The sequence below is a fragment of the Sorangium sp. So ce693 genome (genome assembly GCF_051521375.1).
Taxonomy (GTDB): Bacteria; Myxococcota_A; Polyangia; order Polyangiales; family Polyangiaceae; genus Sorangium; species Sorangium atrum.
This window is the reverse complement of the sequence record NZ_CP150347.1, coordinates 5214010-5227400: the sequence shown is the minus strand read 5'-3', so window position 1 is coordinate 5227400 and position 13391 is coordinate 5214010. Positions and strand designations below refer to the sequence as shown.

Sequence of the window (13391 nt, the reverse complement as noted above, 5' to 3'; positions counted from 1 at the left end):
GCGTGCGGGCGCGCCATTCTGGCGGGGCGCGCGGTGGGCTCGGTGATCGCGACGAAGACGAGCGTGGAGGATCAGATGACGATCGACATGGGCAAGACGTTGGCGTTGACGGCGGTGTCGGGCATGGTGGCGGGCCTCGCGGGCTGCGCCTCGTCGCCTCCGCCCGCGCCTGAGACGAGCGGCGCCGCCCCCGCGGCCGAGCCGGCGGCGACCGAGGCGCCTGCGGCCGCCGCGAAGGAGTGCTGTGCCGGCAAGAACGAGTGCAAGGGCAAGGGCGGCTGCAAGGGCGCCGGCCACGAGTGCTCGGGCAAGAACGAGTGCAAGGGCAAGGGCGGCTGCAAGCCGGCCGACTGCTCGTCGTAAGTTCGGCGCGCCCGGCCCGGCGGAATCCGGCGGATCCACGCGGATCCGCCGGACCCGTCGGGCCGATCTGCACGGATCCGCCAGGGCCCTTGGGCCGAGCTGCGCGGATCCGCTGGGCCGTGAGGCGCCGCGGCGCATCCCTCCACCCCTGATCCAGGCTCGCGGTGAACCATGGTGAACCTCGAACGGATGCGGCTGGGACTCCCCGACCTCGGCGTCGGCGTCGGGCTGCGCATCCCGCACTACCGCCACATCTTCGAGCACCAGCCCCGGGTCGACTGGTTCGAGATCATCAGCGAGAACTTCATGGTGGACGGCGGCATGCCGATCGCCAACCTCGAGCGCTTCCTCTCGAGCTACCGCCTCGTCCAGCACGGCGTCTCGCTGTCGATCGGCAGCACGGATCCGCTCGATTTCGACTACCTGCGCCGGCTGAAGGCGCTGCTGGCCAGGGTGGGCTCGCCCTGGGTGAGCGATCACCTGTGCTGGACGGGCGCGCACGGGATCAACCTGCACGATCTGCTCCCGTTGCCGTACACCGACGAGGCCGTGCGGCACGTCGCGGCGCGGGCGCGGGTGGTGCAGGACTTCCTCGAGGTCCGGCTCGCGCTCGAGAACGTGTCGAGCTACCTGACCTTCACGGCGAGCCGGATGAGCGAGTGGGAGTTCCTCTCGGCGGTCGCGGAGGAGGCCGACTGCGGCATCCTGCTCGACGTCAACAACGTGTACGTCTCCTCGTACAACCACGGCTTCGATCCGGAGGCCTACATCGACGGCGTGCCGCACCACCGGATCGTGCAGTTCCACCTCGCCGGCCACACGCACCAGGGCGCGTACATCCTCGACACCCACAGCGATCACGTGGTCGACGCCGTGTGGGCGCTCTACCGGCGCGCGGTCGCCCGCGCCGGCGACGTCTCGACGCTGATCGAGTGGGACGACGACATCCCCTCGTTCGAGGTCCTCGCCGCCGAGGCGGAGAAGGCGCGGGCGATCCGCGAGGAGGTGGCGCGTGCGCGCGCCGCCTGACCCCGCGCCCCCGGCCGGCCTCTCCGCCCTGACGCGGCAGCTCACCCGCATGTTCACGGCCGGCGCGCCGCTCGCGGACGACGCCGTGCTCGCCGGCCTGTGCCGCGAGCACGTCGCCGGGAGCGAGCGGCTCGCGCCCGCCGAGCAGGCCGACATCTACCGGCGGCAGTTCTGGCTGCGGCACAGGGACGCGCTCCGCGAGGACTACCCCGCGCTGGCGCACGTCCTCGGCGACGACGGCTTCGACGCGTTCGCGCGGGCCTACCTCGCGGCGCACCCGCCCGCGAGCTTCACGCTGCGCGACCTCGGGCGAGACGTCGCCGGTTTCGCGGGCGCCCACGAGGGGTTCCCCCCTGCCCTGCGGGATCTCGCGCGCGACGTGGCGCGGTACGAGCACGCCCTCGTCGATCTGTTCGACGGCGCCTCGCCCCCTCCGCTCGATCCGGCGAAGGTGACGGGCATGCCGGCGGACGGCTGGTCCACCGCGAGGATCGTCCTGCACCCGCTGCTCGCGCTGGTGCGGCTCGGCCATCCGGCGCACGTCCTCCGGAGCGAGCTCAAGCAGGGCCTGTCGCCCGCGCTGCCCGCGCCCCGCCCGGTCCACCTCGCCGTGTTCCGCGGCGCCGACCTCACGATCCGCTTCGAGGAGCTCGATCCTCAGGCGTTCGCGCTCCTCGAGGCGCTCGGGCGGGGCGTGCCGCTCGTCCCGGCGTGTGAGGAGGTGGCGAGCAGAGCTCGGGAGCCGGCCGGCACCGAGGAAGAGGGCGCCGGAGAGGGGGCGGGCGCGGCGCTGGCCGAGCGCGTGGGCGCCTGGTTCCAGCGCTGGACGAGCTGGGGGCTCATCGTCGACGTCGTGCCGGGCGCGCGCGCTGAAGGCGGCTAAGATGGCGCGGTGACCACCATCGTCCAGCGCACGCTCGAGATCCGCACGAACGGCCGGGGTTTCGTCGATATCACGCGCGAGGTCGCGCGCGTCGTCGCCGGCGCGGGCGTCGACGTCGGGCTCTGCGCCGTGTTCCTGCAGCACACGTCGGCGAGCCTCATCATCCAGGAAAACGCGGATCCGGCCGTCCTTCGCGACCTGGAGCGCTGGATGTCGCGCCTGGCCCCGGAAAGCCGCGACTACGAGCACGACGACGAGGGCCCCGACGACATGCCGGGCCACCTGAGGAGCGCCATCACCCGCTCGAGCGAGGTGATCCCGATCTCCGGCGGCCGCCTCGCCCTCGGGACCTGGCAAGCCCTGTATGTCTGGGAGCACCGTAGTTCTCCCCACGGGCGCCGCGTGGTAGTGACCGTGACCGGCACCACAGCCGGGGGTTGAGTGGTATACTTTGCGGCGTTCGCATACGGACGAGTGCTGGATGAGCGCTGCATGAGCACTGGATGAGCTCGGCGCCCCTCGGGGGCTGCTTGCCCGCCGCGTAAGGCAGGGCCTGCTCGGTCGTCGGCGCGCCACGCGATCCCCTCACCTTTCAGCGGAATCAGCGGGAAGAGAGCGATGAGCCTTCAGACGACGTTCATGGGAATCTTCGACACTGCCCGGATCTGCTTTCCGACCGTGGTGGACGCGATGATCGGGCGTGTGACCCTCGAGCGCTGCGATGAGCGGCTGGACTGGTGGGCGCGCAAGGTGCTCGAGGACGCGGACGTGGATCTGGTGGTGCGCGGGCGCGAGAACGCCTCGGGCGCGCGGCCGTTCGTTGTGATGTCGAACCACCAGAGCCTCTTCGACATCCCGGTGGTGTTCCGCGCGATCCCCGGGCGGCTCCGGATGATCGCCAAGAAGGAGCTGTTCAACGTGCCGATCTTCGGCCAGGCGATGAAGGCGGCCGGGTTCATCCGGATCAACCGGGGCGATCACGTCCAGGCCAGCGCGAGCCTGCAGGTCGGCGCGTCGATGCTGCAGGACGGGACCCGGGTCTGGATCGCGCCGGAGGGGACGCGGAGCAAGACCGGCGCGCTCCTCCCGTTCAAGAGCGGCGGCTTCCGGATGGCGATCGAGACCAACACGCCCATCCTCCCGGTGGCGATCGACGGCACGCGGCACGTGCTCCGGGCGAAGGATTTCGTGGTGCAGGAGCACCACCGGGTGGTTGTCACGATCATGCCGCCGATCGATCCGGCGCCCTACGGCGCCGGGGGCCGCAACCGGTTGATGCGGGACGTGAGGGCGGCGATCGCAGGGGCGCTCGGCCACGATCCCGGGCTGATCCACCGCGGCGCGGGCGTCGCGACGTCGCCGGCGTAGGGCGCCGGCCGGTCAGCTCGGAGTCACTCCGCCCGCCGCTCCGACACCTGCTCGCCCCGATGGGCCGCGCTCTCCGGGGCGTCCGCGCGGGAGCGGTGCTCCTCCGGCGGAGACGGCCGGAGCGCCCAGGGGCTGCGCTGCGGCGCCGCTGCGCCTTCTTCCCCGCCGGCCGGAAGGTGCTCCGCCGTGAGCCAGCCCCAGAAGGCCTCGGCCCAGCGCGCGCCGCCCACCTCGTTCGGGTGGATCTTGTCCTTCTGGCGCGGGAGGGGGCCCGGCACGAGCGCGTCGGAGTCGAAGAAGCGGCACGGGGCCGAGTTCGTCCGGATCACGTCGATGATGCCGGTGTCCTTGCGCCAGAGCGGCGGCGAGACCCACACGCAAGGGCGGCCGCCGATCGCCTTGACGATGCGGCGGATCGCGCCGGCGTGGGCCGGCGGGTTGACGTTCTCCACCTCGTTGGCGCCGAGGCTGATGATCACGAGGTCCGGCTGGTAGTTCGCGACAAGGAGCTCCATCCTCGAGGCCCACGTCACCGTGTACGAGCTCGTCTCCGCCTTCACCGCGTAGCGCACGTGGTGCTCCTGCATCCGCGGGCGGAGCGCCTGCGCGAAGCCCGCCACCGCGAACGAGTCGCCGACGTGGAGGACCGCCGTGTTGGGCGGGACCTCGAACTCGGGCGGCAGTGCGGCCGTTGGCGCGGCAGCGGCCTCGACCGGCGCGGAGGCCGCGGGCGGGCGGGCGGCGGCCGGCGCGGAAGCCTCGGACGGCGGCGCGGGCGCCGCCGCGGCCCCGGGGGACGGCGCGGGCGCCGGTGCGGCCCCGCACGCGATGCCCGCCGCGGCAACCCCGGCGAGCGCCCAACTACTGACCCGGATCTCCCTGCCCATGCTCGCTCCCGACGCCGCTTCCGCGCGGCCAGAGAGGGGCACGGCGCGCCCCGATGGGCACGCGCGCGCGGCTGCGCGGAAGATCGCGGCGCACTCTACGGCCGGCCGCGTCCGCACGGCAATCATTGAGCGAACGGCCCGCACGGCTTATTACATGCGCATGAGCTTCCGTCTGTTTGGAGTCTCGGTCGACGTCCAGCTCGGGTTCTGGCTCTCCGCCGCCCTGCTCGGGTACGGAATCCTGGCCAGGCAGCAGTACCAGACGTTCCTCGTCTGGATCCTGGTCGTCTTCCTGTCGGTCCTGATGCACGAGTTCGGGCACGCGCTCGCCATCAAGCGGCACCGGATCGAGCCGGAGATCACGCTGCATTTCATGGGCGGGACCACGACCTGGCGCTCGCTCCTGCCCGTCGGGCGGCTCCAGCACGTGCTGATCAGCCTGGCAGGCCCCTTCGCCGGCTTCCTCGTCGCCGGGCTCCTGCACCTCGTGCTCAGCTACACCCCGGCGCTCTACGCCCTCCCGGCCATGCTGCTGAGCGGGATGGAAATGCTCATCACGGTCAACGTGTGGTGGGGCCTCCTCAACCTGATCCCCGTGCTCCCGTTCGACGGCGGCCACGTCCTCGAGCACGCGCTCGGCCCGAAGCGGGCCCGGCTGACGGCGGCCATCTCGGGCGTCGCCGCCGTGCTCCTCGCCATCCTCTTCCTGAGGGCGGGGTTCTTCTTCTTCTCCTTCATCCTCGTCATGTCCGCGTTCCAGAGCCTTCAGAGGTTCCGCAGCGAGCCGGCGGCGTCGTCGCCCGCCATGAACCGCCGGCGCGCGGAGCTCCAGGAGGAGCCGATGCCGCCCGAGACGGCCATGCTGCTCGAGCGGGCGCGCCGGGCCGTGGAGGACGAGCGGACGGGCGAGGCGATGGCGCTCGCCGCCGAGGTGCTCGCGCAGTCGCCGGCGCCGCCGAAGCGCGCGCTCCGGGAGGCGCACGAGCTCGTCGGCTGGTCGCACCTGCTCCTCGGCGACGCGAAGCGCGCGGGGGAAGCGGTCGCGCAGGCGCGCAAGCACGGCGAGCCGGACCCGGCGCTGGTCGGCGCGGTGCACCTCGCGCTCGGGGACCTGAAGCAGGCGCGGAAGGCGCTCGAGGCGGCCCGGGAGGCCGGCGACGACCGGAAGGAGGTCGCGGGCCCGCTGATCCGGGTGCTCGTGGACCAGGGCGAGGTGGCGCGGGCCGCGGCCGTGGCGCTGGACATCGTGGAGCAGCTCTCGGAGGACGACGCGCGGCGGATGGCGGAGATCGCGTTCGAGCGCGGCGCGTTCGACTGGTCGGCGCGGCTCTACGAGGCGATCTTCCGCCGTGTGGGCCTCGGCGAGGACGCGTACGGCGCGGCGCGCGCGAGCGCCAAGGACGGGAACCTCGAGGGGGCGATCGAGCTGCTCCGGCGCGCCGTGGAGGCCGGGTTCTCGGATCGGGCGCGGGCGTGGTCGGACTCGGCGCTCGAGGCGCTCCGGGGCTCGGCGCTCGAGGCGGTGCTGCCGCGCCCGTGACCGGCTAGGCTCCGCCGCGTGCGCATCCAGGTGCCTTTCCTTCGCGTGGGGCCGATCGAGGTCCCTCCCCCCGCCTACCAGTCCGAGGGAGCCGTCGGGCTCGATCTCTGCGCGGCCATCGAGGCGCCGGTGACGCTCGCGCCCGGGGAGCGGAAGCTCGTGCCCACGGGCTACGCGGTCGCCCTCCCCGACGGCCACGAGGGGCAGGTGCGGCCGCGCTCGGGGCTCGCGCTGCACCACGGCGTCACCGTGCTGAACAGCCCCGGGACGATCGATCCGGACTACCGCGGGGAGATCAAGGTCGTCCTGATCAACCTGGGCGCAGCGCCGTTCACGGTGCACCGGGGCGATCGGATCGCCCAGCTCGTGATCTGCCCGGTCGCCCTCGCCGACGTGGTCCTGGTCCCCGCGCTCGCGTCGACGGCGCGCGGCGCGGGCGGCTACGGTTCGACGGGCGTGCGGCGCGAGGAGCCCTAGCTCCGCCGCTCGCGAGGGGCGCGAGGGGCGACAGAGCTCACGGCGACCTGAGCTCGTCGATCAGGAAGCTCCACACAGCGGCGACGCGGGGGACGTCGCGCAGGGCGCGGTGGCCGACGAGCCAGAGATCGTCCGTGGGCCACTCCGCCGCGCTCGCCTCGAGCGCGCTCGCGAATCGGAGCGGCGCGAGGGCGTGCACATGCAGGTACGGCTCGGGGACCAGCAGGGCGCCGAGCCCGATCTCCGCCGCGGTGAGCTGCGAGACGAAGAAGCTCGTGCGCAGGGCGATCTCCGCCCCGGGGGCGTGGCGCGCGAGCCAGCGCGCCGCCGGGAAGCTGGTGAGGTCGCGATCCCAGGCGATCCACGGCACGGCGTCCCACGCCGCCACGGGCCCGGCGTCCTTCACGAGCTGCTCCGAGGCGGCGGCGATCCAGCGGGCCGACGCGAGCTTCGTCACGACGAGGTCGGCGCCCTCCGGCCGGATCGAGCGGAGGGCGAGGTCCGCCTCGTGCCGGGTGAGATCGAGCACCCGGACGGACGCGTCGAGCTCGATGCGGATCCTGGGGTGGCGGGCGCGGAGGCGCGGGAGCCTCCGGGTCACGAACGAGTCGGCGAAGCCCGGCGCGACGCTGAGGCGGACGACGCCCTCGGCGTCGGCCTCGGCGCCCGAGGCGTCGCGCGCGAGGCGCCGGTGCGCGGCCTCCATCGCCTCGGCGGCGGGCAGGACGAGCTCGGCGACGCGCGTGGGGACGAGGCCGTCGCGGGTGCGGTCGAAGAGGCGCGCGCCGAGCGACGCCTCGAGCGCCGTCAAGCGGCGGCTGACGGTGGACGTGTCGAGGCCGAGGCGCGCGCCCGCCTGGCCCAGGCTCCCGTGCCGGTGGACGGCGAGGAAGACGCGGACGTCGTCCCACCGCGTGTCGCCCAGGTCCTGCGGCTTCGCGGGCATGGGCTGCGCTAGCGGTCCGACGAGAACAGCCGGAACACCGCGACCCCGATGCCCAGGACCACGAGGCCCACCGCGACGTGGAAGAGCCCGATCGGGCCCACGCCGATGCGCTGGCCGTCGAAGAGCAGCGACGCGGCCGCGAGGTCGAGGAGGGTGATGACGACGCCCGCGCCGGCGAGCCGCACCGGCAACGCGAACATCGCCATGAGCTCCGCGGTGCTCGGGCTGGGCCGGGCGGGCGCGCGCTCCATCATCGGGGGCGGCATCCTCGACGGCGAGTAGGACGGCCTCGCGAAGGGCGAGGGCGCGGGAGGAGACCAGTCGAGCGCGAGCGGCACCACCGGCTCGGTGGGGAGGCTGTGCGGCGGCAAGCGGCCGCCGCCGCGCTCCGGCAGGTGGAGCTCCCGGGCCGCCTCCGTGAACGCCGCCGGCGCCGCGAGGCCGGTGCTCTGGAGGAGATCCTGCGACCGCGTCGACCCCGGCGACGAGGGCGACGCGGGCAGCACCGAGGAGCGGGCGCGGGCGGCGGGCGGCGCGTGGCTCCGGCTGGGCACCGCGATCGGCGGAGCGCTCCGCGGCAGCCCGAGCGCCTGCTCGACGTCGTCCCAGAACGCCCCGATGTCCCGGAAGCGCTCGCGCGGGTCCACCGCCAGCGCCCGCCGGAAGGCGGCCTCCAGCGCGTCGGGCACGAAGATGCCCTCGCTCCTCGGCGTGGGGCGGCGCTTCTCGTCGAGCACCGTGCCCATCATCGCCACGTGATCCCCGCCGATGATCTCGCGGCCGGCGAGCGCCTCGACGACCGTCACGGCGAGCCCCCAGACGTCGGTCCAGGGGCCCGTCTTGCCGAAGCGCTTCGGCGCCCACTGCTCGGGCGCCCCGTAGGCCGGCGTGAACGCCGTCGAGAGGCCGCCCGACGTGGTGGCGGTCTGGCCGGCCATGACCGTCGCGGCGTCGCGGGCGCGGGCGATCCCGAAGTCGAGGATCTTGACGACCTCCGCGCCGTGGATCTGGGCGAGGAAGATGTTCGCCGGCTTGAGATCGCGGTGCACGACGCACGTGGGGCCGCTCGGCCCGGGGAAGTGGTGCGCCGCCTCGAGCGCCCGCGCGACGGGCGCGAGCAGCCGGATCACCTCCGCCGGCGAGAGCTGCGGCGCTCCGATCGCCGCGCGGGAGGCGATGTGGCTCGCGAGCGTGCGGCCCTCGAGCCACTCCAGCGCGATGAACGGCACGAAGGCGCCGGTCGCGGCCGAGATCACGTCGTGGTGCAGCGGCCTGACGACGGCAGGGATCGCGGCCGACAGGCGGAACAGCAGTTCCGCTTCCTCACGAAATTTTTCAAGAAACTGCACGCGCAGCTGCTCGGGCAGCGTCGCCGGGACCTTGAGGCATTTCAGCGCGACCGGCGCTCGAAAAGCCTCGTGGTACGCCCGATAGACGACGCCGAACCCACCTTCGGCGACGACCCGCTCTACCTTGAACGCCCCCTGGGTCGTGCCGACGATCCCGAACACATCATCGGCCATCCGCTGAGGGTACACGAGCTCGACGAGGCTTCGAAAGGGCGCGGATGAACGGATGATGCACGGACCGTGCTCGCACCCCAGCCCACCCGGCGGGTCCCGAGGAGCGCCCCCCGCCCCGGGGGGCCCGCCCCCTCGAGGCCACGGACCATCCGCCCAGACCACACTCGGTGGTCCGTTTTACGCCGCATCGCGCTAGGCTGGCCGCCATGCCGCCCCGCCGTCGTGAGGTCGATCGACCTCTTCGCAAAGAAGTTCGCCTGCTTGGACGCCTGCTCGGGGAAGTGTTGATCGAGCAGGAGGGAGAAGAGCTCTTCGCCATCGAAGAGCGCATTCGCACGCTGGCCATCCGTCGGCGCCGCGGCCCCAGCGACGGCCGCGCGCACGCGGCCGCGGAGCTCAGCAAGCTGCTCGCAGAGCTGCCCCACGATCGCCTCGAGCCCGTCATCCGCGCGTTCACCGTCTACTTCCGGCTCGTGAACCTCGCGGAGCAGCACCACCGGATCCGCCGCGCGCGCGCGTACGCGACGGATCCCGGCGCGCGGCCGCAGCGCGGCTCGATCGAGGCCGCGATGCACACGCTCAAGAAGGCCGGCGTGCCCGCCGAGCGCGTTCGCGCCGCGCTCAGGACGCTCGACGTGACGCTCACGCTCACCGCGCACCCGACCGAGGCAGCGCGGCGCACGGTGCTCGAGAAGCTCTACCGCATCGCGAAGAACCTCGAGGAGCGCGACCGCTGCCAGCTGACGCCCGACGAGTCGGCGCGCAAGCTCGCCGAGATCCGCGAGGAGATCACGGCGCTCTGGCAGACCGACGAGGTGCGCCGCGATCGCCCCACCGTCGGCGACGAGGTGAAGAACGTCGCCTGGTACATCGAGGAGATCCTCTGGGATCTGATCCCCGATCTGCCCACCGTGATCGGGCGCGCGTTCGAGGCCGCCTACGGCGAGCCGCTCGACGCGGAGATCGCGCCGCTCCGGATCCACTCGTGGGTCGGCGCCGACATGGACGGCAACCCGCTCGTCGTGCCCGCCGTGCTCGAGGACGCGCTGTTCGCCTACCGCATCCGCGGGCTGCGCCGGCTCATCCGGGCGGTGCGCGACCTCGGCGGCGCGCTGTCGCAGTCGGTCCGGCACGTGACGCCGCCGCCCTGGCTGCTCGCCTCGATCGAGGAGGACGCCGCCGCGATGCCCGAGGTGGCCGCGCACTTCGGCCCGCGCACCGAGGGCGAGCCGTGGCGCCGCAAGCTGCACTTCATCGAGGCGCGCCTCACCGCCACGCTCGAGCACGCGGAGCACGGCCGCGCCGAGGCGCGCGCGCGCTCCGGGCAGGGCCCCGCGCGCGAGGGGCGCGCGTTCGTGCGGCCCGAGGAGCCGACGGTCGGGGCCCCCTACCGCGAGCCCGCGGAGCTCGAGCGCGACCTCACGGTCGTCGCCGACAGCCTGCGCGCCGCGCGCTGCGCGAGCTCGGGCGAGCGGCGCGCGCGGGCGCTGCTCACGCAGGTGCACGCGCTCGGGTTCGCGCTCGCGGAGCTCGAGATGCGGGCGCCGGCCGAGGACGCGCGCGCCGCGGCGGCCAGCGTCGCGGAGGGCCGCGTCGAGCCGGCGCAGATGACGCCCGAGGCGCGCCGCGTGTTCGAGGCGCTGCAGCGCATCGCCGCGGCGCAGCGCGACGGCGGCGAGTCGTCCTGCCGCACGCTCGTGCTGTCGATGACCCACAGCGAGGACGACGTCCTCGCCGCCCTCGCGTCCGCGAAGGCCGCCGGGCTGTGGGACGAGGCGCGCTCGTGCGCGCGGATCGACGTCGTCCCGCTGTTCGAGTCGCTCGCCGCGCTGAACGACAGCGCGAGGATCCTGCGGGCGCTGCTCGCGCACCCGGAGTACCGGCCGCACGTCCTCGCGCGCGGCGTGCAGGAGGTGATGATCGGCTACAGCGACTCGGGCAAGGAGGTCGGCCTGCTCGCGGCGAGCGCGGCGCTGCGGCGCGTGCAGGAGACGCTGCCGAAGATCGCCGCGGAGGCGGAGCTGCCGCTCCGCGTCTTCCACGGCCGAGGCGAGTCGGTGGCGCGCGGCGGCGGACCGGCGCACCAGGCGCTGCTCGCCCTGCCGGCCGGCAGCGTCGGCGGCCGCTACAAGGCGACCGAGCAGGGAGAGGCGCTCGACCACAAGTACGCCCGCCCCGAGCTCGCGATGCGCACGCTGGAGATCATGCTGAGCGGCGTCCTCCTGCACACGCTGGGCGCGCAGCCGCGGCCGCCCACGGCGTCCGAGCTGCGCTACGCCGCGGCGTTCGACGAGCTCGCCGAGACGGGCCGGCGCGCCTACCGCGGGCTCGTCTGGGAGGAGCCCAAGTTCGTGGAGTTCTTCACGGCCGTGACCCCGATCGACGAGATCGCGCGCCTGCCGCTCGGCTCGCGCCCGAGCAAGCGGCGCGCGGGCGGCCTGGAGTCGCTGCGCGCGATCCCGTGGGTCTTCGCGTGGACGCAGAACCGGGCCATCCTCCCGGGGTGGTACGGCGTCGGCAGCGGCCTGGAGGCGATGGGGCAGCGCCCCGAGGGCGCGGAGCTGCTGAAGGAGATGATGGCGTCGTGGCCGTTCTTCCGGGCGGTCATCGACAACGTCGAGATGGTGCTCGCGAAGGCCGACATGACGATCTTCGCGGGCTACGCGGAGCTCGCGCCGGCCGCCGCGCGCAAGGCGGTCGCGCCGCGGATCATCGCGGAGTACAAGCGGACGCGGTCGTGGCTCAAGCGGCTCACGGGCAACCGGCGGCTGCTCGAGGGCAACCCGACGCTCCAGCGCTCCATCTCGCTGCGCAATCCTTACGTCGATCCCCTTTCATTCCTGCAAGTCGAGCTCCTGCGGGCGAGCCGCGGCGGGGACTCGGGGCGCGATCGCTCGCTCCTGCTCACGCTGAACGGCATCGCCGCCGGCATGCGCAACACGGGGTGAACTGCGCACGCGCGGAGCGCCACGCGGCGCGGCGCGCTCGCTCGACGCCGCGCGGCGCTGTCGTTCAACGCCCGGCGTCGTCAAACAACGAGTTCGATCGCGTGACAATCGCTCAGCCAACCTCGTCGTCGCGTGGTAGAAGGCCGGCGCCATGACCAGCATCGTCGAGTTCGGACGTCCCGACACCCTCCCGGCATCGGACAAGCGCCTGCTGCTCGTCTTCGACGGCGGCAACGCCCCTGGCTACTCCTCGGTCGCCGTCGCGCTGACGGAAGAGGCGGCGCGGCGAGGCTACGAGGTGTGGGCCGCGACCGAGGGCTTCCGCTCTCTGACCGCGGACGCGCGCGCCCAGCCCCAGTTCGAGCGCCTCATCATGAGCCGCCGCCAGCGCTACGACCTGCTCGCGCAGGGCATCCCCGCGCGCTCGATGGGGCGGCGCGTGCTCGACGCGGGCAGCGATTTCCGCAGCGAGCGCTACTCCGGCTTCCTCGATCGCGAGAAGCGCAAGCAGGCCGCCGCGACCTTCAAGGCGCAGGGGTTCACGCACCTCATCTGCGTCGGCGGCAACGGCACGTTCGAGGGCATCAAGGCGTGGCTCGACGAGTTCGAGGTGCGCCCGCAGGCCGGCTTCGTGAACGTCTCCATCGACAACGATCTGGAGGGCGATCGCGCGATCGGCTTCCTGTCCGGCGTGGAGACGGGCGCGACCATCGCGCGCGGGCTCTACGAGGACGCCTACACGCACAAGCGCATCTACATCCTCGAGATGATGGGCAACCGCAGCGGGCGGCACGCGCTGCACTGCGCGGTGGCTGCCCGGGCGCACCTCATCGTGCTCCCCTTCTTCCGCTTCCCCCAGGACGTGCTGAGCGAGCTCGCCGACGGCCTCAAGCGCGCCGACTACGCGCTCGTGATCGTCGCCGAGGGCTACGAGGCCGAGCGCCGCCGCAAGGAGCACCCCGGCGTGTCGGCGAGCGACTACCTGAAGATGCAGCTCGAGGGCGCGGGCCTCCGCGACTCGCCGGACAAGCGCGTGATCGCGGAGCCGTTCAGCCGGTACATCCGCGGCATCCGCCCCGCCTTCCTCGACGTCTCGGCCGCCTTCCTCAAGGGGTCGCTGCTGCTCGCGGCCTTCGACGAGGGGCGCACCGAGGTGATGCCGTACGTGCTCGCCGCGAACGACGTCGGCGTGCTCGACTTCGCCTCCATACGTCGCGAGGACGGGGTGGAGCGGGCGTTCCTGCCGCTGCTCGACCGGCTCGACCTGAACCGCTTCAAGACCTGGATCCTCGACCACTTCATCAGCCTCGGGGCGGCCCGACCGAGCCGCGCTCCGTCGCACGTCGGATGAGCTCCGCGCCCGCGCGGGCCGGGTGAGCCCCGCGCGGGCCGGGTGGACCACGCGCCGGACCGACGCGACGCCCTCG

General features: G+C 73.4%; 11 protein-coding genes and 1 pseudogene. 9 read left to right on the top strand and 3 right to left on the bottom strand.

The genetic code is table 11. The features are described from left to right. Positions 1-42 precede the first annotated feature (42 nt). The 5 genes from WMF14_RS19545 to WMF14_RS19525 all read left to right on the top strand — a co-directional run bounded on the left by WMF14_RS19545 (position 43) and on the right by WMF14_RS19525 (position 3643). Complete coding sequence (locus WMF14_RS19545; RefSeq protein ID WP_437802963.1) at positions 43-363, top strand: hypothetical protein; 321 nt, start codon at positions 43-45, stop codon at positions 361-363. Positions 364-534: 171 nt separating this feature from the next. Continuing rightward, positions 535-1392 (top strand): MNIO family bufferin maturase, encoded by an 858-nt coding sequence (gene bufB / locus WMF14_RS19540; RefSeq protein WP_272098909.1) that lies wholly within the window; start codon positions 535-537, stop codon positions 1390-1392. Beyond that, positions 1376-2275 carry an HvfC/BufC family peptide modification chaperone gene (locus WMF14_RS19535; protein ID WP_437802960.1) on the top strand — a complete coding sequence of 300 codons (900 nt, stop codon included), beginning with the start codon at positions 1376-1378 and terminating at the stop codon, positions 2273-2275. The genes bufB and WMF14_RS19535 overlap by 17 nt, the downstream gene beginning before the upstream one ends. 9 nt (positions 2276-2284) lie before the next feature. Next, the gene (locus WMF14_RS19530) at positions 2285-2716 is read left to right on the top strand and encodes a secondary thiamine-phosphate synthase enzyme YjbQ (RefSeq protein ID WP_437802958.1); all 432 of its coding nucleotides are present in this window, start codon (positions 2285-2287) and stop codon (positions 2714-2716) included. 177 nt (positions 2717-2893) lie between these two features. Further along, positions 2894-3643, top strand: coding sequence for a lysophospholipid acyltransferase family protein (locus tag WMF14_RS19525; protein ID WP_437802957.1), 750 nt, complete (start codon positions 2894-2896; stop codon positions 3641-3643). Between the two features lie 23 nt (positions 3644-3666). Here the strand turns inward: WMF14_RS19525 and WMF14_RS19520 are convergent, their stop codons facing one another. Further along, positions 3667-4263: an SGNH/GDSL hydrolase family protein gene (locus WMF14_RS19520; protein ID WP_437802955.1), complete on the bottom strand. Its 597-nt coding sequence runs from the start codon at positions 4261-4263 to the stop codon at positions 3667-3669. A 427-nt stretch (positions 4264-4690) separates the two neighbouring features. Here WMF14_RS19520 and WMF14_RS19515 point away from each other — a divergent pair, with 427 nt between their 5' ends. Further along, positions 4691-6070, top strand: a complete 1380-nt coding sequence (locus tag WMF14_RS19515) for a M50 family metallopeptidase (RefSeq protein ID WP_437802953.1) — start codon at positions 4691-4693, stop codon at positions 6068-6070. Between the two features lie 18 nt (positions 6071-6088). Next, entirely contained in the window at positions 6089-6547 is a 459-nt protein-coding gene (gene dut, locus WMF14_RS19510) for a dUTP diphosphatase (RefSeq protein ID WP_437802951.1), read from the top strand. A 37-nt stretch (positions 6548-6584) separates the two neighbouring features. Here dut and WMF14_RS19505 read toward each other — a convergent pair whose 3' ends face one another. Together WMF14_RS19505 and WMF14_RS19500 are read right to left on the bottom strand one after the other, a co-directional pair. Further along, positions 6585-7493, bottom strand: coding sequence for a LysR family transcriptional regulator (locus tag WMF14_RS19505; protein ID WP_437802949.1), 909 nt, complete (start codon positions 7491-7493; stop codon positions 6585-6587). Between the two features lie 641 nt (positions 7494-8134). Further along, positions 8135-9016, bottom strand: a pseudogene (locus WMF14_RS19500) (serine/threonine-protein kinase); the annotation flags it as partial. Between the two features lie 206 nt (positions 9017-9222). Here WMF14_RS19500 and WMF14_RS19495 point away from each other — a divergent pair. Both WMF14_RS19495 and WMF14_RS19490 read left to right on the top strand, forming a co-directional pair. Further along, positions 9223-11964, top strand: a complete 2742-nt coding sequence (locus WMF14_RS19495) for a phosphoenolpyruvate carboxylase (RefSeq protein ID WP_437802947.1) — start codon at positions 9223-9225, stop codon at positions 11962-11964. Between the two features lie 151 nt (positions 11965-12115). Further along, positions 12116-13315, top strand: a complete 1200-nt coding sequence (locus WMF14_RS19490) for a 6-phosphofructokinase (protein WP_272098891.1) — start codon at positions 12116-12118, stop codon at positions 13313-13315. The last annotated feature ends 76 nt before the right edge of the window (positions 13316-13391 follow it).

Excerpts from the sequence above, each read along its gene's own strand:
- WMF14_RS19490 (WP_272098891.1), top strand. The coding sequence starts at position 12,116 with ATGACCAGCATCGTCGAGTTCGGACGTCCCGACACCCTCCCGGCATCG.
- WMF14_RS19515 (WP_437802953.1), top strand. The coding sequence starts at position 4,691 with ATGAGCTTCCGTCTGTTTGGAGTCTCGGTCGACGTCCAGCTCGGGTTC.
- bufB (WP_272098909.1), top strand. The coding sequence starts at position 535 with ATGGTGAACCTCGAACGGATGCGGCTGGGACTCCCCGACCTCGGCGTC.
- WMF14_RS19495 (WP_437802947.1), top strand. The coding sequence starts at position 9,223 with ATGCCGCCCCGCCGTCGTGAGGTCGATCGACCTCTTCGCAAAGAAGTT.
- WMF14_RS19525 (WP_437802957.1), top strand. The coding sequence starts at position 2,894 with ATGAGCCTTCAGACGACGTTCATGGGAATCTTCGACACTGCCCGGATC.
- WMF14_RS19505 (WP_437802949.1), bottom strand. The coding sequence starts at position 7,493 with ATGCCCGCGAAGCCGCAGGACCTGGGCGACACGCGGTGGGACGACGTC.